The organism is Mucilaginibacter lappiensis (genome assembly GCF_900155965.1).
In the GTDB taxonomy this organism is placed as follows: Bacteria; Bacteroidota; Bacteroidia; order Sphingobacteriales; family Sphingobacteriaceae; genus Mucilaginibacter; species Mucilaginibacter lappiensis.
The window spans coordinates 13,145-33,853 of record NZ_FTMG01000001.1 but is presented as its reverse complement, the minus strand read 5'-3'; the positions used below and the strand labels follow the sequence as shown (position 1 = coordinate 33,853).

The 20,709-nt window shown below is 42.4% G+C and carries 22 protein-coding genes and 1 riboswitch; of the genes, 12 read left to right on the top strand and 10 right to left on the bottom strand.

What is annotated here, in order from left to right:
• Positions 1 to 2: 2 nt before the first annotated feature.
• From thiH to thiS, 6 genes are all read right to left on the bottom strand, one after another.
• Positions 3 to 1,115: a 2-iminoacetate synthase ThiH gene (gene thiH / locus BW976_RS00180; RefSeq protein ID WP_076369226.1), complete on the bottom strand. Its 1,113-nt coding sequence runs from the start codon at positions 1,113 to 1,115 to the stop codon at positions 3 to 5.
• Positions 1,108 to 1,875, bottom strand: coding sequence for a thiazole synthase (locus tag BW976_RS00175; RefSeq protein ID WP_076369224.1), 768 nt, complete (start codon positions 1,873 to 1,875; stop codon positions 1,108 to 1,110). The genes thiH and BW976_RS00175 overlap by 8 nt, the downstream gene beginning before the upstream one ends.
• Positions 1,876 to 1,885: 10 nt before the next feature.
• On the bottom strand, positions 1,886 to 2,530 hold the full coding sequence (locus BW976_RS00170; RefSeq protein WP_076369222.1) for a thiamine phosphate synthase: 645 nt from the start codon (positions 2,528 to 2,530) through the stop codon (positions 1,886 to 1,888).
• Entirely contained in the window at positions 2,527 to 3,135 is a 609-nt protein-coding gene (locus BW976_RS00165) for a thiamine phosphate synthase (protein WP_076369220.1), read from the bottom strand. Before BW976_RS00165 ends, BW976_RS00170 begins: the two co-directional genes overlap by 4 nt.
• A 123-nt stretch (positions 3,136 to 3,258) precedes the next feature.
• Positions 3,259 to 5,142: a phosphomethylpyrimidine synthase ThiC gene (gene thiC, locus BW976_RS00160; protein ID WP_076369218.1), complete on the bottom strand. Its 1,884-nt coding sequence runs from the start codon at positions 5,140 to 5,142 to the stop codon at positions 3,259 to 3,261.
• 113 nt (positions 5,143 to 5,255) lie between these two features.
• A complete protein-coding gene (thiS, locus tag BW976_RS00155) occupies positions 5,256 to 5,459 on the bottom strand; it encodes a sulfur carrier protein ThiS (protein ID WP_076369216.1) in 204 nt (67 codons plus the stop codon).
• Positions 5,460 to 5,525: 66 nt separating this feature from the next.
• A riboswitch (TPP riboswitch) is annotated at positions 5,526 to 5,619 on the bottom strand.
• Between the two features lie 119 nt (positions 5,620 to 5,738).
• On the opposite strand from thiS, the gene BW976_RS00150 reads away from it, so the two are divergent.
• Positions 5,739 to 6,257, top strand: a complete 519-nt coding sequence (locus BW976_RS00150) for a DinB family protein (protein WP_076369214.1) — start codon at positions 5,739 to 5,741, stop codon at positions 6,255 to 6,257.
• Between the two features lie 67 nt (positions 6,258 to 6,324).
• Here BW976_RS00150 and BW976_RS00145 read toward each other — a convergent pair whose 3' ends face one another.
• Positions 6,325 to 6,987 (bottom strand): hypothetical protein, encoded by a 663-nt coding sequence (locus BW976_RS00145; RefSeq protein WP_076369212.1) that lies wholly within the window; start codon positions 6,985 to 6,987, stop codon positions 6,325 to 6,327.
• 227 nt (positions 6,988 to 7,214) lie between these two features.
• On the opposite strand from BW976_RS00145, the gene BW976_RS00140 reads away from it, so the two are divergent.
• Positions 7,215 to 7,676 (top strand): DUF4268 domain-containing protein, encoded by a 462-nt coding sequence (locus BW976_RS00140; RefSeq protein ID WP_076369210.1) that lies wholly within the window; start codon positions 7,215 to 7,217, stop codon positions 7,674 to 7,676.
• A 241-nt stretch (positions 7,677 to 7,917) separates the two neighbouring features.
• The gene (locus BW976_RS00135) at positions 7,918 to 10,380 is read left to right on the top strand and encodes a glutaminase family protein (RefSeq protein ID WP_076369208.1); all 2,463 of its coding nucleotides are present in this window, start codon (positions 7,918 to 7,920) and stop codon (positions 10,378 to 10,380) included.
• A gap of 171 nt (positions 10,381 to 10,551) precedes the next feature.
• On the opposite strand, the gene BW976_RS00130 is transcribed toward BW976_RS00135, so the two are convergent.
• Positions 10,552 to 11,229, bottom strand: coding sequence for a hypothetical protein (locus tag BW976_RS00130; RefSeq protein WP_076369206.1), 678 nt, complete (start codon positions 11,227 to 11,229; stop codon positions 10,552 to 10,554).
• Positions 11,230 to 11,471: 242 nt separating this feature from the next.
• On the opposite strand from BW976_RS00130, the gene BW976_RS00125 reads away from it, so the two are divergent.
• Both BW976_RS00125 and BW976_RS00120 read left to right on the top strand, forming a co-directional pair.
• Entirely contained in the window at positions 11,472 to 12,788 is a 1,317-nt protein-coding gene (locus tag BW976_RS00125) for an MFS transporter (RefSeq protein WP_076369204.1), read from the top strand.
• Between the two features lie 13 nt (positions 12,789 to 12,801).
• Entirely contained in the window at positions 12,802 to 13,530 is a 729-nt protein-coding gene (locus BW976_RS00120; protein ID WP_076369202.1) for a (Fe-S)-binding protein, read from the top strand.
• A gap of 43 nt (positions 13,531 to 13,573) precedes the next feature.
• Here BW976_RS00120 and BW976_RS00115 read toward each other — a convergent pair whose 3' ends face one another.
• Complete coding sequence (locus BW976_RS00115) at positions 13,574 to 14,689, bottom strand: hypothetical protein (RefSeq protein WP_076369200.1); 1,116 nt, start codon at positions 14,687 to 14,689, stop codon at positions 13,574 to 13,576.
• 178 nt (positions 14,690 to 14,867) lie between these two features.
• Between BW976_RS00115 and BW976_RS00110 the strand changes: the two genes are divergently transcribed.
• The 7 genes from BW976_RS00110 (at position 14,868) to rplT (ending at position 19,894) form a co-directional block, all read left to right on the top strand.
• The gene (locus tag BW976_RS00110) at positions 14,868 to 15,137 is read left to right on the top strand and encodes a barstar family protein (RefSeq protein WP_084191980.1); all 270 of its coding nucleotides are present in this window, start codon (positions 14,868 to 14,870) and stop codon (positions 15,135 to 15,137) included.
• Between the two features lie 93 nt (positions 15,138 to 15,230).
• The gene (locus BW976_RS00105; RefSeq protein WP_217696187.1) at positions 15,231 to 15,683 is read left to right on the top strand and encodes a cupin domain-containing protein; all 453 of its coding nucleotides are present in this window, start codon (positions 15,231 to 15,233) and stop codon (positions 15,681 to 15,683) included.
• Positions 15,684 to 15,689: 6 nt separating this feature from the next.
• Complete coding sequence (locus BW976_RS00100; RefSeq protein ID WP_076369196.1) at positions 15,690 to 16,229, top strand: DinB family protein; 540 nt, start codon at positions 15,690 to 15,692, stop codon at positions 16,227 to 16,229.
• A gap of 453 nt (positions 16,230 to 16,682) precedes the next feature.
• Positions 16,683 to 18,608 (top strand): threonine--tRNA ligase, encoded by a 1,926-nt coding sequence (thrS, locus tag BW976_RS00095; RefSeq protein WP_076369194.1) that lies wholly within the window; start codon positions 16,683 to 16,685, stop codon positions 18,606 to 18,608.
• A gap of 1 nt (position 18,609) precedes the next feature.
• Complete coding sequence (infC, locus tag BW976_RS00090; RefSeq protein WP_076369192.1) at positions 18,610 to 19,176, top strand: translation initiation factor IF-3; 567 nt, start codon at positions 18,610 to 18,612, stop codon at positions 19,174 to 19,176.
• A gap of 94 nt (positions 19,177 to 19,270) precedes the next feature.
• Positions 19,271 to 19,471, top strand: coding sequence for a 50S ribosomal protein L35 (rpmI, locus tag BW976_RS00085; RefSeq protein WP_076369190.1), 201 nt, complete (start codon positions 19,271 to 19,273; stop codon positions 19,469 to 19,471).
• Positions 19,472 to 19,549: 78 nt separating this feature from the next.
• A complete protein-coding gene (rplT, locus tag BW976_RS00080; protein ID WP_076369188.1) occupies positions 19,550 to 19,894 on the top strand; it encodes a 50S ribosomal protein L20 in 345 nt (114 codons plus the stop codon).
• Between the two features lie 76 nt (positions 19,895 to 19,970).
• Here the strand turns inward: rplT and BW976_RS00075 are convergent, their stop codons facing one another.
• Positions 19,971 to 20,705 (bottom strand): SRPBCC family protein, encoded by a 735-nt coding sequence (locus BW976_RS00075; protein WP_076369186.1) that lies wholly within the window; start codon positions 20,703 to 20,705, stop codon positions 19,971 to 19,973.
• Positions 20,706 to 20,709 lie beyond the last annotated feature (4 nt).

The following is a 20,709-nucleotide window of genomic DNA, read 5'->3' as shown; positions in this document are numbered from 1 at the left end:
GGCTATGTTAAACAATTATCCCAATCCTTCCACACTGGTTCATATCCTTGCTGAGAGATCACTTTGGCAATTTCAGCCGGACTGCGTTCGTCTGAAATTTCAAACTGCTCCAATGACTCGGGTTCAACAGCGTATCCTCCGGGATTTGTTTTTGATCCTGCACTGATAGAGGTAATCCCCAGTTTGATGATGTTGTTTCTAAAATGCGGCGATTCGCGGGTGGAGATGGATAGTTCTACCTCTTCATTAAACAAGCGATAAGCACAGATCAGCTGAACCAGTTCCCGGTCGTTCATTTCAACTTTAGGCTCCAATCCACCGCTAAAGGGGCGTAGCCGGGGGAACGACAGGCTGTATTTACTTTGCCAGTATTTCTTTTCGAGATAATTCAAATGCAGGGCGGTGAAAAAACAATCTGTCCGCCAGTCCTCCAAACCAATTAATACTCCCAAACCCATTTTATGGATACCCGCCTGCCCGAGCCGGTCGGGTGTTTCGAGGCGATATTTAAAATTGGATTTTTTTCCCTTCGGGTGATGCTTTTTGTAATCTTCCCGGTGATATGTTTCCTGGTAAACCAATACGGTGTTTAATCCATAGGGTGTCAGTTGCTCATAATCGCCCAGATCCATGGGTTGTACCTCCATGGAGATGTGCGCGAAATGCGGACGAATAAGTTCCAGCACTTTTTTAAAGTACTCTACATGAACTGTCACGTTGTCTTCGCCGGTCACCAGAAGTACATGTTCATAGCCCATGGCTTTGATTACCGCAACCTCCTGCATAATTTCCATGGGCGACAGCGTTTTACGCCTCACCTTATTATCATAGCTAAAGCCGCAATAGGTGCAAATATTACTGCATTCGTTGGATAGGTAAAGCGGCACATACATCTGGATCACTTTGCCAAAGCGCTTAAGGGTAAGCTGCTGACTAAGCTGTGCCATTTGCTCCAGATAGGGGGCAGCCGCGGGCGAAACCAGCGCTTTGAAATCTTCCAGTGTACGTTTGGTAGATGACAAAGCCTTTTCTACATCAGCACCGGTTTTGGCGTAGATGCTGGCTTTTACCTCGTCCCAGTTATAGGTTTCAAAAATGTCGTTAAAGCTATGCATCTAAAAAAGAGGTTAGGGGGCTGCTGGCAACGGCATGTGAAACAGGGGAGGCCAGTTTCGCTTCAAAAGCCATTCGGCCAGCCTCTACAGCAATTTTAAAAGCTGCAGCAATACGTACCGGATCGCCAGAAACAGCGATGGCGGTGTTGACCAATACGGCATCCGCGCCAATTTCCATTGCCCTGGCTGCATCAGATGGTGAACCTATACCGGCATCGATAATAACCGGGACGTTGCTTTGTGCTATGATGATCTCTAAAAAATCAATAGTTTTTAAGCCTTTGTTGCTACCAATAGGTGAACCTAGCGGCATTACTGCCGCTGTGCCCGCATCTTCCAGTCGTTTGCACAAAACGGGATCGGCATGAACGTAGGGTAACACCACAAAGCCCATTTTAGCCAGTTCTTCCGTGGCTTTCAGGGTTTCGATAGGGTCAGGCATTAAGTATTTGGGGTCAGGGTGAATCTCCAGTTTTATCCAGTTGGTTTCCAGTGCCTCACGTGCCAATTGGGCGGCAAAAACCGCTTCTTTGGCGTTACGTACACCCGAAGTATTGGGCAGCAGGTTGATATGCGGGTATTTTAAGCGGATCAGCAGATCGTCCTGTTCATTGTTTTTCACATCAACGCGTTTCAGGGCCACGGTAACCAGTTCGGATCCTGAAGCCACTAATGCTTCTTCCATTAACGAGGATGAGCTGAATTTACCTGTTCCCGTAAACAGACGAGAATGGAATGTTTTACCGGCTATTTTTAACATCTTTTTAATTTTATGCTTCTTTTAAAGCGGTTGTGTTTAATTGCTGATATATGTATTGAGTGGTTTGTGTAGCGTCGACGGCATGCGTGATGGCTCCCGAAACTGCTACACCATGTACCCCAGTTTGCATGATAGCCGCAATATCATCTGGTTCAATACCTCCTATAGCGATTATGGGAATATTAATACCCGCTGATCTTACTTTCTCTAAAATCTCGCGGTAACCCTCCAGCCCTAAAATCGGGCTTAGCTTTTGCTTGGTTTTGGTAAACCTATAGGGGCCCAGTCCAATATAATCGGCGCCTTCTGCAACTCTTTGCTCAATGTGCTCAAAGGTATTGGCTGTGCCGCCGATGACTATTTGGCTGCCTGGTATTTGTCGTGCTTCGGCAATGGGCATGTCCTGTAAACCGAGATGCAAACCGTAAGCGCCTGCTTTCAGCGCGATTTCCGGATGGTCATTTACAATCAATTTAGCGCCATATTTCGCGCATAGCGTCTGGGCTTCCAATGCGTATTCCAGGATGGTAGATTCGGGTTGATCTTTTACCCGGAGTTGGATCCATTTACATCCGGCGCTTAATGCGGCTTTTATAGCCGTGAGATGCGTTCCGTTTGATGGTTGCTGCGATATATAATGAAGTTTATCAATCATGTTTGTTTTGTTAAAAGGTATTCCTGTAATTTCCTGAAGTTGGTGATGGCTTGCGTAGGATCGTTCCATATCGTACCCAAAATTGCTGCACCGTCGAAACCCATAAGTTTTAGTTTATCCAGGTTCGAATATTCCACACCACCTAAGGCAATAACCCTTGGTTGATTATCATTTTGATTGATATTGAAATCTTCAGTCAGATTACTTTGATAACCTGGTTTGGATATGCTGTTAAACACCGGCCCGAAAAAGGTATAATCAAATGGTATTAATGAATTCAATTCAGTTATGTTATGAATTGATGTGCTCAATACGTAGCCTTCTTCTTTCTGAATTATCAGTTTACCCGGTTCTGTAGCTAATCTGTGCTTTTCTGTATAGTGCAGCCTTTTGATATTAAAATCTATGGCGATGTGATGATGCTGATGTAAAGCGATATACGGATAAAATGCCTGGTCAATCTGCCTTAGCAGATCGACCAGTTGTTCATCACTCCAATCGGGTTTTCGCAAATGAAAACGTGTTAGGCCAGCATCAAACAGTTGGTTGATTACCTGTGCTTCGTTAACTACCGAATCGGGATGCGAAATAACTATCAGTTGCATATATTAACAGCAATATTGTAAAAATGGCCTGTCAGTCTGAGCTTGTCGAAGACTCGTGCGCAGAGGCCTACCCACCATGCTTCGACTGGCTCGGCATGACAGCTTGATTCTGTGCTATTTTATTTACAGGTATATCTCGCTTCCTTTTTCCGTAAACTCCTTTGATTTTTGCTCCATACCTTTTGCCAGCGCGGCTGCTTCGTCTACGCCATTTTCTTTGGCATATTCCCGTACATCCTGTGTAATTTTCATCGAGCAAAAGTTAGGTCCGCACATGGAACAGAAGTGGGCGATCTTAGCGCCATCGGCGGGCAGGGTTTCATCATGAAATTCCCGTGCGGTATCTGGATCAAGTGAGAGGTTAAACTGATCTTCCCACCTAAATTCGAAACGCGCCTTACTCAAGGCATTATCCCGGTATTGCGCGCCGGGATGCCCTTTAGCCAGATCGGCTGCATGGGCAGCTATTTTATAAGTGATCACCCCATCTTTTACATCTTTTTTATTGGGTAATCCTAAATGCTCCTTTGGCGTAACATAGCAAAGCATAGCCGTGCCAAACCAGCCGATCATGGCGGCGCCAATAGCTGAAGTGATATGATCATAACCCGGAGCAATATCTGTAGTCAGCGGTCCTAAAGTATAGAATGGAGCCTCCCCGCAATGAGCCAACTGCTTGTCCATATTTTCTTTGATCATGTGCATAGGGATGTGGCCCGGACCTTCAATAATAGTTTGCACATCATGTTTCCAGGCAATCTTGGTGAGTTCGCCTAAAGTTTCCAGTTCTCCAAACTGGGCAGCGTCATTGGCATCGGCAATACAGCCTGGTCGTAAGCCATCGCCTAAGGAAAATGCAACATCATAGGCTTTCATGATCTCGCAGATCTCTTCAAAATGGGTATACAGGAAGTTTTCTTTGTGATGGGCCAGACACCATTTGGCCATAATAGAGCCCCCACGTGATACAATACCGGTAATGCGTTTGGCCGTGAGCGGTACATAACGCAGCAACACCCCTGCGTGAATGGTAAAATAATCTACGCCCTGTTCTGCCTGCTCAATCAGCGTGTCCCGGAATAATTCCCAGGTCAGGTCCTCAGCCTTACCGTTCACTTTTTCCAGTGCCTGGTAAATGGGTACAGTACCAATGGGCACGGGTGAATTGCGGATGATCCACTCGCGTGTTTCGTGGATGTTTTTCCCGGTAGACAGATCCATGATGGTATCTGCCCCCCAGCGACAGGCCCATACCGCTTTTTCAACTTCCTCTTCAATGCTGGAAGTAACGGCCGAGTTTCCGATGTTGGCATTGATCTTCACCAGGAAATTACGACCGATGATCATCGGCTCAATTTCGGGGTGGTTAATATTGGAAGGGATCACGGCACGACCGGTAGCAACTTCCGAGCGTACAAACTCGGGCGTGATATATCCTTTTGGGGTATTTGCCCCAAAACTGTGGCCCTGATGCTGATGGCTCATCACCTCGTATTGCCCGTTCAATTGCTCTTTTAACAGATCAATACGCTGGTTTTCACGAATAGCGATATATTCCATCTCGGGGGTAATGATGCCTTTCCTGGCGTAGTGCATCTGCGATACATTCATGCCGGGTTTTGCCCGCAATGGTTTGCTTACATAAGCAAAACGCAGTTCATCGAGGCTGTTATCGTTTAAACGTTGCTGCCCATATTGAGAGGATATGCCTTCCAACTGTTCTACATCAGCCCGGTTCATGATCCATTGCTCGCGCAAACGTGGAAGCCCTTTTTTAACGTCGATAGTGGTGTTAATATCGGTATAGGGGCCGCTGGTATCATAAACGGTAACCGGCGCGTTGGGTTCTGTTTCGCCAAAACGGCCATGCAGTTTGGTCTCGCTTAAACTGATCTCGCGCATGGCTACCTGGATGTCATGCAGCTCGCCTTTTACAAAAACTTTTCTGGAGGCCGGGAACGGATCGGTAGTTAATACCTTACCGGTTGGAATTTTTTCTTGCTTCATCCGTGAATAATTATTGAATTATTGATTTAGTGAATTAGTGATTTTTATTGAGGAGTATAGTATTTCATTTTCACATCCGCATATCTGCACATCTGAAATCTGCACATCTAACGCTATCCCCCTTGTGTTGCTTTGATGATGACAATTTGATCCTGCGGACTAATCTGATGATCGGCCCAGCTGGCTCGTGGAATAATGGTCTGGTTGATGGCTACGGCTATGCCTTTTGGCAAAGCCTCGAATACAATAGTCAGCATTTGCTGCACATTGCACGTGTCTGTAACCTGGTAAACTTGTTGATTTACGGTGATTTCCATTCTGTTTCTAAAATCTCAACTTTAGGAATGGCCCCGTTGCATGGAGGAAAGAAAAAATAACCACATAGGGTTATCGTCACTTTTCCCTTCGGCAGTACTAACTGCATCAGGTTCAAAGGGTATTATCTCAGTCCATTAAAGGACACCCCTAAAGTTGCGGTAAACTTATAAAAAAATAAATAATTCAAAGATATATATATCAAATTTCTTTTATACTACTGACATAAGGCTGTCACTAGCCGGTGGTTTCTTTGTTCTATAATCAAAACAAAAGAAACCATGCAAACAAATGCAATCCAACAACAAGTAAACAATTCAACTGCTCAACTTATTTCGTCAGAAGCTTTACTAAACCACTGGCAGGGTCACCGCAAATTAACCCGGAAAGTTATTGAGGCTTTTCCCGAAGATAAACTATTCGATTACTCCTTAGGAGGGATGCGTTCATTTGGTGTGATGACTATTGAAATTATGGATATATCTCATTATGGCATTAATGGGATCATCACCGGGAAGTGGAATACCTTGCTTGATCATTCTTCGGGAAATATACCGGCACAAGCCAAAGCCGAAATTTTGAAGCAATGGGATCAGATAACTGAGCAAATTAATGAGTATTGGCCGCAAATTTCAATAGAGCGTTTTTTAGAAGTTGAATTGGCTTTTGGTGCATATGAAAATAAAAATATTGGCACTATACTTTATGCAATTGATAACGAGATTCATCACCGCGCGCAAGCTTATGTTTACCTGCGCACCCTGGGTATTGAGCCACCAGCATTTTGGGATAGGTTCTAACAGCGGATCCTATATATCAAAAAAGCAGCCTTGATGGGCTGCTTTTTTAGTCATTTTTTGATAAAACCTACTTTGTAGTCAAAGGTAAATTACCGTTATAAGCATGAACAATCAGTTCGATATTATTAAAGTTATAATCTTTGTTCTTATTCAGTTGTGCCACTACCTCCGGCTTATCCTTTAAGTAGGCCCCCATCTGCCTTTTGAATTTGCTTTTGCGATGCTCAACCAGGGTATATTGAGTTTCACTATCCCTCTTTACATAATAATAAATACGCTTTTTAGTGAAATAACCAGACATATTGCCCCCCGCAGCATTGTCAGAGAGTTCTGTAGCCACGGCAGCTGCCTTGTGGACAGCATCCATCCTGGATAGTGCTAACCCGATCATATAGAGTTTTACATTGCCCGACTCTAAAAGCTCGGCAAAGGCCTTATTGATATGTCTTTTCCGGATGATGGTTACAAAATCAATCTGGCCAATAGCCACATACTCATGATCGCCCATATGGAATTGCGGGCATTTGGCCACGTTTATTCTAAGCGTTTTATCGCCAAGTTGTTTTTTGAATAAAAAATTCTCACAATCTGTACCGTCAAAGGCAATCAAGCCTTCAACTTTATGCTGTGTGGAGTCGATATAATAACCCGCGGTGTATTTATCAGCTGCGCGGGCACTGTACGATGAAAAAATAATAAGCAACAAAACGAGGTAGGTAGGTGTTTTCATAGATTTAAGTATATTTAGTAAGACTATATTTATAGGTAATTGTGACAAGGTTACCATATGATTTGTCTTTTTATTTTAATTGTAATACATACCATAACGATAATTATTATAGTTTCATTACAATAGGTATCGTAGAAAAAAAATATAATCTTGAAAATTGCTCAGTAAAATGTCGTTGCCAATATTTTCCATAATTTTACAGGCTCAGTAAAATCATCAAAAATACATTGTATTCAAAAGACGAGGCATCACAGATAAGACAGGCTTTTTGGACCGCATTTGGGCAATATATAGCGCCGCAACTATCGGCCGATGGTTTAAGAATTAACTGGATCAATTATAAAACCGGTATCAAACATCTTAACTTTAAAATGCAAACCGGTAACCGCGAGGCTTATATCGCTATCGAAATATCACATCCGGACGCCGGAATGCAGGAACTGATGTTTGAGCAATTCAAAGAGCTGAAAACAGTATTCGATACTAATCTTAACGAAGAATGGGAATGGGAACCGCACACCCGCGACGAAAACAATAAACTGGTAAGCCGCATCATCAAAACGTTACCATCTGCAAGTATCTTTAATCGTAACGACTGGCCCGCACTTATTTCCTTTTTTAAACCCCGCATCATAGCCCTTGATGAGTTCTGGAGCATAGCCCAATATAGTTTTGAACTGTTTAAGTAAAACCAGATATGTAAATGTGCAGATATGCAAATGAGGATAATTGATTGATGATTTAACTTTTTAATCTGCATATCCGCACATTTACATATCCGCACATCTGACCTCATCTGCACATCTTCTACATATCGTCTCAATTAATCGTCAATTTAACGCTTTTTGTGGTGGTGTATCTGTTTTAAGCCGGAAAATGCAAATATTTACGGCTCTATAATTCCATATTGTATAAACCATTTATAAAAACATGAAAAGGTTCCCATTTGTTGTTTGCCTTATGTTAGCAGGCTTTTTGGCCCGGGCACAGGTTACCAAAGCGCCTGCTTATCCGCTCATTACTCACAATCCTTATTTCAGTATCTGGTCGTTCACGGATAACCTGAACGAATCTACCACACATCATTGGACAGGTAAAGATCAATCGCTGTTAGGTCTGATCAAAGTCGACGGTACTGTTTACCGTTTTATGGGCAAAGAGTCGGTTGAATATAAAACCGTACTGGCTGCTGCCGACGAAAAACCTTATACCTGTAAGTTTACAGAGGCAGAACCCTCCAAAGATTGGGCATCGGTCAAATTTGATGACAGTAGCTGGAAAACGGGGACTGCTCCCTTCAGTAACGACAAATCCGCTGCAAAAACCTTATGGACAGGTCGTGATATCTGGGTGCGCCGTACTTTTACACTCAATGATCTGAACTTTAATAAACTTTGGCTAAGGCTGCACCATGATGATGAAGCCGAGGTTTATATCAACGGTAAAAAAGTAAACGAACAAGGTGGCGCCAATGGCGATCTGCAATATTTTGCATTGAATGATTCTGCTGTTAACGCTCTGAAAAAAGGCGAAAACGTATTGGCCTTGCATTGTACCAACACAGGCGGTGGTGCCTGGCTTGATGCCGGTTTAGCCGATGAGCTCAAACCAACAGGCCATGCTGCTCTGAAACTGGCAAAACAAACCAGTGTAACCATAAATGCTACCCAAACCATTTACAATTTTAAATGTGGAAAGGCTGATCTGCAGCTTACTTTCACTTCGCCATTGCTGATGAATGATTTGAATCTTTTGTCACGCCCGGTATCGTATATCAGCTATAAGGTTAAATCAAATGATGGTGCATCGCATGATGTAAAGGTTTACTTCAGTGCATCGGCAGATATCGCGCGTAATACACCACAGCAACCGGTAACCACGCAGCAATATACATCGGGTTCACTGTCTGTTTTAAAAGCAGGTACCATAGAGCAACCTATACTGCAAAAGAAAGGCGACGACCTGCGCATCGACTGGGGATATATGTACGTGGCTGTACCTAAAACAGCCAATGCACAACAATATATAAGTACGGGTAAGCAATCGGTTGATTCATTTTTCAGTGGTGACAGTAAATCGACCGTAAAGGAGGGGACTAACCTGGTTTTAAATACCGTGATACCTTTTGGTAAAGTGGGTAAAACAGCCGTGGTTAAATTTGTAGAACTGGGTTATGATGATATTACGCCCGTACAATACTTCCACACTAATTTAAAACCCTGGTGGCAAAACGCACAGACCAAAACTATAGAGCAGATATTGGCGAAAGCCGCTGCGGAATATCCGGCTGTGCTGCAAAAATGTACCGCGTTTAATACCTCTATGTATAAAGATGCTCAGAACGCAGGCGGTACGCCATTCGCTAAACTGTGCGCACTGGCTTACAGGCAAGCTATCTCAGCTCATACACTGGTGAAAAGTCCGCAAGGTGAAATTTTATTCCTGTCGAAAGAGAATTTTAGCAATGGTTCTATCAATACGGTTGATGTTACCTATCCGTCGGCGCCTTTGTTCCTGCTTTACAATCCAAAATTAATGGAGGGTATGCTGAATGGAATCTTCTATTTTAGTGAGACCGGCAAATTCGCACATGATTTCGCAGCTCATGATCTGGGTACCTATCCTTTAGCCAATGGCCAAACTTACGGCGAGGGAATGCCAGTGGAAGAATCGGGCAACATGCTGGCCTTAACAGCGGCTATAGTAAGGGCCAATGGCAATAATCCCGCCTATGCCAAAAAGCATTGGAAAACATTAACCACCTGGACAAACTATTTAGCCAAAGAAGGCTTAGATCCTGCCAACCAGTTATGTACGGATGATTTTGCCGGTCACCTGGCACGTAATGCTAACTTATCGGCCAAAGCTATTGTTGGGGTTGGCTGTTATGCCCACCTGGCTGATCTGCTCGGTCAAAAGGATGTGGCCGCAAAATACAGAGCTATGGCAAAGGATATGGTATCTAAATGGATGAAAATGGCTGATGCCGGTGATCATTATTCCCTGGTGTTTGATAAAAAAGACAGCTGGAGCCAAAAATATAATATTGTTTGGGACAAAATACTGGGCTTAAACCTATTCCCGCAATCGGTTTATGATCGTGAGATAAAATTCTATTTAACCAAACAAAATAAATATGGTATACCGCTGGATAGCCGTAAAACTTATACCAAAAGCGACTGGATCATCTGGACAGCTACCTTAGCCAAAAATAAGGCAGATTTTGAGGCGCTGGTTAACCCGGTTTACCAGTATGCTACCGAAACGCCTACTCATGTACCACTGAGCGACTGGCACGAAACTACCAACGGCAAGCAGGTAGGTTTCCAGGCACGCAGTGTGGTTGGTGGATATTTCATCAAGCTTTTACAGCAAAAATGGAGCGCTAAATAGGCTGCTTAGCGATTATAACCCCCATGTCATTGCGAAGCCCCCTCTAAATCTCCCCCGGAAGGGGAGACTTTTGGTAAATATTTTAAAGCCCTCCCTTTCGGGGAGGGTTGGGTGGGGCTCCTCTTCGTAATGACATGTTTTTTATTTCTACGCCCTTTATATAATTCTTTCCTACATCCCCGCGGGCACACTCCACGTATCCGCATTAAATGCGGGATTGATCTCAAAGCTGTCATATTGAATAACCAGCTTCTTTATACCCGATGTTACCACCTCATGAAAAGGGATCATAATACCCTGCACCAGGCGCAGATGTGACAGGACAGATATAGATGTCCGTCCGGATGTTTTATTGGCTTCAGCCACCAGTTGGTTTTGATCGTTGATGGCAAAAATATAATCGTTGCCTTCAAGCTTACATAAAACCGAGTAAGTGTTGTTTTTTAGCTTCTGCATATTTAACACCTGCATCTGGTTAATGGCTGGTTTGCGTAATCCCAACAAACCCGAATAGAATGTGCTTTTCATCTCCGCTATCCGTGCGGGTGGCATAGCGGCTTTTCTGCCGTTAAGCCACTGCCAGCCATCGCCATTTTCTTCCTGTTCAACAGAAACTACCGTACCGTTTTCCCAAAGCTCTATCCGTATCCTGTTGCCTGGGATATCCACATAGGATACCGCTTTTACACCCATGATAGTAGCAGAGTAGCGCATCGTTTTGATCATATCGAGTTCGCTGCCGCCATGAGCGCTGTTCGCTTGTAAAAGCAACGCTTTAGCCTCGGTATAATGGGGTATCTCTGTAGTTATAGTGCTTGTTTTGTCGCTTTCCTTCATCGCATTAGTCATTTTGGGCAGATCCTTTAAGTACTAACTTTCCCGGATCGCCACTATTGGTTCCCATACCAACTGATTTGTAAAAAAGATGTATTTCAGTTGCTGCATACAACATTGAAAACACTAAAATGCTCTTTTCCCTCAAAAATTAAACCAGTATTACCTCATGTATTCATAATCATGGCGTATTTTTATAATTCATATGTTTGATACCCGTTTCGCAAATACTAAAATTTGTATACTTTTATTGTTCAATGGAAACCAAAAACAATAAAAAAACCATCAGGGCATGGGCCTTTTTTGATTGGGCCAACTCTGCCTACAACCTGGTCATCACTTCTACCATCTTCCCGGCTTATTATGTGGCTATTACCAAGGCTAATGGCGGCAGGGTAACCTTCTTTGGCAAAAGCTTTGTCAATACCGCACTTTCTGATTATGCCTTATCGGTCGCTTATCTGATCATTGTTTTACTGCTGCCCATACTGTCGTCCATTGCCGATTATAAGGGGAATAAAAAGATATTCATGCAGTTCTTTACGGCTATAGGTGCCCTGGCGTGTGGGGTGCTTTATTTTTTCGACGCAAATCATATCGAACTGGGCATAATAGCCTTCGCCCTGGCTGCTATAGGCTACAGCGGCGGCTTTGTATTTTATAACTCTTATCTACCCGAAATTGCTACGGTCGACATGCAGGACAACGTGAGCGCCAAAGGATTTACCTACGGTTACATTGGTAGTGTATTGCTGCAGCTTATTTGCTTTGTGTTTGTGCTAAAACCAGAGCTGTTTGGTATTGTCGACCAAACCTTTCCGGCCCGTTTATCATTTTTACTGGTAGGCGTATGGTGGATGGGTTTCGCGCTTATTCCTTTCATTGTATTACCAAAAGGAAGCCCCAATGCGGTTAGTCATGATCATAATATCATCAAAGGTGGTTTTATAGAATTAGGTAAAGTTTGGAAAAAAGTAAAAACCATGCCTTTACTCAAAAGGTATCTTCCTGCGTTTTTCTTTTATTCCATGGGCGTGCAAACCATTATGCTGGTAGCCACAGGTTTTGCGGCTAAAGAATTGCACATGCCTACATCGGCATTAATCACTACCATTTTAATTATACAACTGGTGGCCATTGGCGGGGCAACATTAATGTCGCGGTTATCTGGAAGATATGGAAACGTAAGGGTATTGATTGCCGTAGTGATCATCTGGATAGGGGTATGTGCTGCTGCTTATCTAACTACTACAGCTACACAGTTTTATGTGGTAGCGGCAGTGGTGGGTTTAGTGATGGGGGGCATTCAATCCATGTCGCGCTCCACCTATTCAAAATATTTACCCGAAAACATTACGGACACTGCATCGTTCTTCAGTTTTTATGATGTTACCGAAAAGCTGGCGATAGTAGGTGGAGTGTTCAGTTTTGGTTTTTTTGAAGAACTCACCGGCAGTCCGCGTAATTCGGTACTGGTATTGGCCATCTTTTTTATAATAGGTTTAATATTATTGTTTTCTTTGCTGTCGGCAGAAAAAAAGGTAAAGCAAAATGCGGAGCTAAGTGCCGTGTAATTTGGTGTAAGAGATGAAGATTGAGTTATTTGTACCCTGTTTTATTGATCAGTTATTCCCTGATACAGCTTTTAATACCGTAAAGGTGTTGGAAAAAGCAGGGTGTAAAGTAAGCTTTAATCCTAACCAAACCTGCTGCGGTCAGCCCGCTTTTAACGCCGGTTTCTGGGACGAGGCCAAAGCCGTAGGTAGCAAATTTCTGAATGATTTTTCGGATGATAGCGTGATCGTAACTCCATCAGCCTCCTGCACGGGTATGGTGAAAAATTATTATAATGATCTGTTTACTAATACTGCCGTACACAATAAATGCCGGGCCGTACAGGGCAATATCTACGAGCTATCTGATTTTTTGGTGAACATCCTGCAATTCGATTATTTCGGCGCCGAGCTCGATGGTAAAGCCGTTTATCACGACAGTTGCGCCGCGCTGCGTGAATGTAAGATCAAGGACGAGCCCCGCCAGTTGCTCTCCAAAGTATTGGGTCTGGAATTACTTAACTTAAAAGACAACGAAACCTGCTGTGGTTTTGGCGGTACCTTCGCCGTTAAATTTGATGGCATATCCACCGCTATGGCCCAGCAAAAGGTTGACAATGCCCTGGCCGTAGGAGCGGAGTACATTATCTCCACCGATGTTTCCTGTCTGCTGCACCTGCAAAGTTATATCGACAAGAACAGTCTACCTATTAAAACCATGCACCTGTCCGATGTGTTGACACTGGGCTGGGGGAATGTGTAGGTTTTGATTTCGGATTTTGCTTATCTCTTGTACTTTTAAATTATTACTCTTTAATAAGTTTCATTTGCAATGTATCACCGCGCATGATCATGTTCCACTGCATTGTTTTCCTATCATAATTGCTCACCTTAACTTTGGTGGTATCTGTCTGGCTGTCTTTGAAAACGATGTTTAATGTTTTTTTGCTTGCATCATATCGATAACCACCAAACCATGCCCTTTCTTTATCAAATATATACGGGTTTGGCGATAAGGACAATTGGCCATAGGATTCCATATAAACCTTGCACCAGGACGCTGGATTGGTTTGCCAGTCGTTTTTACCAATCACCTTACCGTTTCGTTTATACTCATCTACTTTCCATTTCCCCTCAAAAGCTGCTGCTGGCGCGTTGGCGACAAAATGATATATATTAAAAAAAGCCATTCCTATGGCCAAAACCCTTAATAACCATTTTAAAAACGGTAATTGTATGAGGGGTATTTCGGTGTTCTTAGTAAACAGGAACGCTTTAATGTCCTGCCACCTCAACAATAAAAGATACAGTAAACCGAAGGTTATGATTAAAGAATTGATGAAGGCTGCAGAAGCGATATCATAAAAAATATTAATAAGCACAACGTTTAACATTACAGGCAACAGAATAAAAACACCTGATAAGGTTGTTCGCCTGAAAAGCAGGCAAATGCTGCCGCCTATCTGCAACACAGCTAAAATAATCGCCAAGGTATAGGAGTGCCCGAAATAATTCCAGGTAAGCTCAAAGCCGCTTAAATTTCCAACCGGCAGATCATCACGTGAATAAATATGCCCGAATTGGGTTCTGAAAATTTTGCCAAAGCCGTAAATAGATATATCAAAAGCAAGAAAATAACGTAATACGCCTCGTAACCAGGCATGTTTTATGCCCGAATTAAAGTCCGCTGTTTTTTCTTTACCCTGCCAGTAAACAGAATAAATAACAATGAGCAGCATAAAAACAGGACCTCCCCAATTAATTATTATAAAAAACAGAGACTGGCCCGATACTTTTAAATATTCATAAAAAAACAAAGGCAGTAACATATTGGCAACACCGGCTAAAGCGATATATACATATAATCCTTCAAAAAATTTACTGAACCAGGAAGATGTACGTGGAGGGTTGTTCAAAGACATTTGATTTAAAAGGTTTAGCCAATATAAGGTAGTTAAAGATGCACTGGTCGGCGATTTTTAAAGTTATAAAAGAATATTTTTATTATTGCATCTACTGTTTAGATTTCTTTTCTGAGGGGAACTCTAAGGCTTTTGGAGTTAAGACAGAACCCGGCATTCGTTGTAAGGCTAAAAAATTATGGAAATAACTATTGAAGGAGAACGAATTAAAACCATAAATGATTTTCATTTGGAGATTAAAAAAAAATTAACATTTCCGGAGTATTATGGCGAAAATCTGGATGCCCTTTGGGACTGTTTGACAAGTTCGATTGATTTGCCCGTTACATTAATCTGGAGAAATGCTGATAGGAGTAAGGTAAGCCTGGGGGATGGGTTTAACAGTATAGTAGATGTTCTCTCTTCAGCAGAGAAGGAGATCGATGGTTTTCGTGTTCGATATATTTAGTGATATTTTCTATTCCCTTAGGTTCTCTTCGAGGGAATTTGGGATTGTCTAAATCGTATTGAAACAATTTCGGGTTTAAATAGTCATAACTACATGAAAAACTTAGTTGTAATTATGATGATCAGCCTTGCATTTGCCGGTGCGGTAAATGCAGCTAATTTAAGCCCTGTAAAAAACACCGCAGGTTATGTTACTTTAAAAGATAGCATCATCCGCAAAAGAATATTCATGGCGGAGTTTCCTGCTCGTAACGTTTCGAGTGTTGATGTTCGCGAGATCACATTTAAACCAAAACAAAAAACGGGCAGGCATCTGCATCCCATACCGGTGATGGGGTACATCGTTTCCGGAACGGTATTGTTTGAGGCAGAAGGGCAGTCGGCCAGAGTTTTACATGCCGGCGATGCTTTTTATGAACCGGCAAATACACCCATAGCGCATTTCGATAACCAATCGGATACAGAACCGCTTAAATTTGTGGCCTATTACCTGCTTAACGGCGAAAAAGAGTTGATAAAAATGCTACCCGAAAAAAGCGGTAAATAAACATTGATGAGAATAATACCACCACCCCAGCCAGGAGAATACCCGCCTTACACCATCATGTACATTAAATTATTGCCTACAGATGGGCTGATATTAAAGCATCTGCAGGATAATTTTGATATGGTGAAGCAGTTGGTCTATTCTTTACCCGAAGATGTCCTATATCATCGCTATGCCCCTGGTAAATGGAGTATCAAAGAAACACTGGTACATGTTATTGACGACGAGCGTATTTTCGCCTATCGTGCCCTGCGCTTTGCCCGTAACGAAAAAAACAACCTCATCGGTTTTGACCAGGATAGCTATGCGCTTTATTCGGAAGCTGACAGCCGATCGCTCGATAATATTTTTGAAGAGTATGAAGCCGTAAGGCGGGCAACCATTGCTTTATTCAATGGTTTGCCCGATAATGCTTTCGATAGGATGGGGCATGGCACTGGTACGGCCAATGATGCCACGGTAAGGGCTCTAGCGTATCACATCGCCGGGCACGAGTTGCACCACATCAATATCATTAAAGAAAAATACCTGCAGGCGGGTGTTTAAAAAGGTTTGTCCATTGATCTTGTAAAAAACGTCAGTCTTAATTTAAACGAAAATTTGTATATTTGAGTCAACAACGGCCCGCTACTCTATTTATCAGAGTAGCGGGCCGTTTAGTTAAGACCCAATTAAGGCCAAAAACCGGCTGTTTGGTATGTAGTTATTTGAATATCAGTTATTTAATACTTTTTAAACTTTTTAAAACGCATCAAAATCGTGTTAAAATTTGTTAAAAAGTGTTAAAATCAATGTTTTTGAATCAATTTTTAGGCGTTTTTATCCTGTTTTTGATCAGAAAAGTGTTAAAATTTAAGGTTTAAAAAGTTTTTAAAAGAGGTATGGGATTTTGAAAAATCTAAATCAAAATAAAATCTTAATTTAGCGCCACAAAAATAAAGATCACTTTGTAGGTGATCGGCAAACGTAATTTTATAAAAATTTAAATCATAGTTGTAGATGATTAGTATTACACTTCCTGATGGATCCGTTCGTCAGTATGACAAAGGGATCACTTCCTTGCAGATCGCCCTGTCGATCTCCGAAGGATTAGCACGTAACGTATTAGCCGCCGAAGTTGATGGACAGGTTTGGGATGCCAGCCGCCCCATTGAACAGGACGCGCACGTTAAATTATTAACCTGGAACGATACTTCGGGTAAATCGACTTTCTGGCACTCATCTGCCCACTTAATGGCCGAAGCCCTGGAAGCGCTGTACCCGGGTACCAAATTCGGTATCGGTCCGGCTATCGAAACCGGTTTCTATTATGATGTTGACTTTGGCGACCGTGAATTTTCTTCGGACGAATTTAAACTGATTGAAGATAAGATCATTGAACTGGCCAAAACCAAAGAAGAGTATATCCGCAAACCGGTGAGCAAAGCCGATGCGATTGAATATTTTACCGAAAAAGGCGATGAATATAAGCTCGATCTGATCAAAGATTTGGCCGATGGTTCGATTACTTTTTATACACAAGGTAACTTTACTGATTTATGCCGTGGTCCGCATATCCCGAATACCGGCTTTATTAAGGCCGTTAAACTGATGAGCGTTGCCGGTGCTTACTGGCGTGGCGATGAAACACGTAAACAGCTTACACGCATTTACGCGGTGACCTTCCCTAAAGCCAGTGAGCTGACAGATTACCTGCACATGATCGAAGAAGCCAAGAAGCGCGATCACCGCAAGCTGGGTAAAGAACTTGAACTGTTCACTTTCTCTGAAAAGGTAGGAATGGGCTTGCCATTATGGTTACCGAAAGGTGCTGCCTTGCGCGAACGCCTGACTAACTTTTTACAAAAAGCACAGGTGAGGGCAGGGTATGAGCAGGTAATTACACCGCACATCGGTCACAAAAACCTGTATGTAACCTCAGGCCACTACGAAAAATATGGCGCCGATTCATTTCAGCCGATAAAAACACCGCAAGAAGGAGAGGAGTTCTTTTTAAAACCGATGAACTGCCCGCACCACTGCGAAATATACAAAAGCAAACCCCGCTCATACAAGGATCTTCCGGTACGTTTAGCGGAGTTTGGTACTGTTTACCGTTATGAGCAAAGCGGCGAGCTGCATGGCTTAACCCGTGTACGTGGCTTTACTCAGGATGATGCGCATTTATTTTGTCGCCCCGACCAGGTGAAGGAAGAGTTTAAAAAGGTGATCGACCTGGTGTTATATGTATTCAAGGCCCTGGGTTTTGAGAACTATACTGCCCAAGTGTCTCTGCGTGACCCGGAAAATAAGGGTAAATACATCGGTACAGACGAAAACTGGGCTTTAGCAGAATCTGCTATTATTGAAGCCGCCGAAGAAAAAGGTTTGATCACCGTTCATGAATTGGGTGAAGCCGCTTTTTATGGCCCTAAGCTTGATTTTATGGTGAAAGATGCCTTGGGCCGTAAATGGCAATTGGGTACCATACAGGTTGATTATAACCTTCCTGAGCGCTTTGAACTGGAGTATACAGGTAGCGATAATCAGAAACATCGCCCGGTAATGATCCACAGAGCACCGTTTGGTTCATTGGAGCGTTTTATAGCGGTGTTGATTGAGCATTGCGCAGGTAATTTCCCGCTTTGGTTATCACCAGAGCAGTTTATTATTTTACCCATATCAGAAAAATTTGAGGAATATGCAAAAAAACTTTCTGATGTGTTAAAAGATTCCGATATTTGCGGGCTGATTGATTTTAGAGACGAGAAAATAGGGCGTAAGATACGTGATGCTGAAGTCAAAAAGATCCCTTATATGCTGATAGTAGGTGAAAAAGAAGCTGCCGAAGGATTGGTTTCTGTAAGGAAACATGGTCAGGGTGATTTGGGAAGTATGAGCATAGAAGATTTTAAAGAACAAATAACTAAAGAAATAAAAGTATAACTTGGCATTAAACAAACCCTTTAATAGAGGACCAAGGCTTCCTTTTAAGAAAAAAGAAGCTGAACACAACATTAATCAATTCATCAGGGCTCAGGAAGTTCGTCTTGTAGGCGATAACGTTGAGCAAGGTATTTTCTCATTAAGAGACGCGCTGGCAATTGCACAGGAGCAGGAACTTGACCTGGTTGAAATATCTCCGAATGCGGTTCCGCCGGTTTGTAAAGTAACGGACTATAATAAGTTCATTTACGAACAGAAGAAAAAACTGAAAGAGATAAAAAACAATGCCAAGCAAACGGTTATTAAAGAGATCCGTTTCGGACCGAATACTGATGATCATGACTTTGAGTTTAAATTAAAGCATGCCATGAAGTTTTTGGAAGCCGGCGAAAAGGTGAGAGCCTATGTACACTTTAAAGGCCGTGCCATTGTATACAAAGAACAGGGTGAAATTCTGTTATTGCGTTTTGCACAGGCGCTGGAAGATAATGGTAAAGTAGAACAATTACCAAAGCTGGAAGGAAAAAGGATGTTTTTAACCCTGGCTCCTAAGGCAGCAAAGAAGTAAATAAAACAAGCTAATGTGTAAGGTTAAAATGCACAGAAGCAACAAAAAGAAAACGTTGAGAAACGTTAATATCTAAAAACAAATAAATAGAGTTATGCCAAAAATGAAAACCAATTCCAGTGCAAAAAAGCGTTTTAAGCTTACTGGAACCGGTAAAATCGCAAGAAAAAACGCATACAAAAGCCACATCTTAACCAAGATGTCGACAAAACGTAAACGTGCCCTTGGTCACACCAGCTTAGTATCTAATGCTGACATGGGTAACGTTAAACGTATGCTTTGTATCGGAAAGTAATTCACAAATTTTTTAACCAGGTATTAGAGTTTTAAGTTCTGTTGTAAAAACAGGCACTCACTACCAAAATCAAACAAGATGCCACGTTCAGTTAACGCAGTAGCGTCGAGAAGACGCAGGAAAAGGATCATGAACCTCGCCAAAGGTTATTGGGGTTCACGTAGCAAGGTTTATACCGTTGCAAAAAACACAGTTGAAAAAGGTTTACAGTACGCTTACCGTGACCGTAAGACCAAGAAAAGAGAGTTCAGAGCTTTATGGATACAGCGTATTAACGCAGGTGCCCGTCAGCACGGAATTTCTTACTCTCAATTAATAGGTAAATTAGCAGCAAAAGAAATCGGTTTAAACCGTAAAGTATTAGCTGATTTAGCAATGAATCATCCTGATGCTTTCAAAGCCGTAATTGATGCAGTAAAATAATATAAGATACTTGCAATTAGTATCTTAATAAAACAAAATAGGCCGCAATTCGCTGCCTATTTTGTTTGGTATCTGATCAAAGTATAATCACCGTTGGTGTAAATTCTTCGCTATCGTTATCAATATCCATATACTGTTTAAAGTTTTGTACATCCTTATCAACCATTCTTTTAAATACCGGATTTAGTAACTTAGCCACACCGGTACCCAGTCCACCTGCCGGGGGCTGATAACTGATCACAATGTCAACAATAGTACCCGCACCATTCAGTGTATCCTGAAAACGCACTTTACCAGCATTGTTGATCATAGAGTCGGGTAGAGAGCTCCAGCCAATCATTTCATTGGGTTCGTCCTTTACAATTTCGGCATGCCAACTCACAGTTGCCACACCAGCAGGAAGCTTTAAAACCCAATAGGAGTAGGTGGGGTCTATGGTTTCCACACTTTCCAGGTGTTTCATGAACAGGGGTAAATTATCCAACTTACGCCAAAAATCATATACCTTGTGCCTGGGCTTGTTTACTGTAAATGAAGACCGGATGTTGATATTAACCGGGTTGGTTGAAAGTTTGCCTATGCGTTTATACAATTCGCAATGACCTGTAATGCCACGGTTTAGCAGGTAACCACCAGCGCCCAATTTAATAACACTGGTTAACGGGTTGGAAAAGATGTTTCTGAAGCCAGATAGGCCCAATTTTAGACCACCGATAATGGAAGTATAACGCTCGGGCCATTTCAGGTTTATGCGATCGTCGCCGTAAAGTACAGGAAAATTATCAGTATATTTTACAATTGTAGTAGCCATAGTA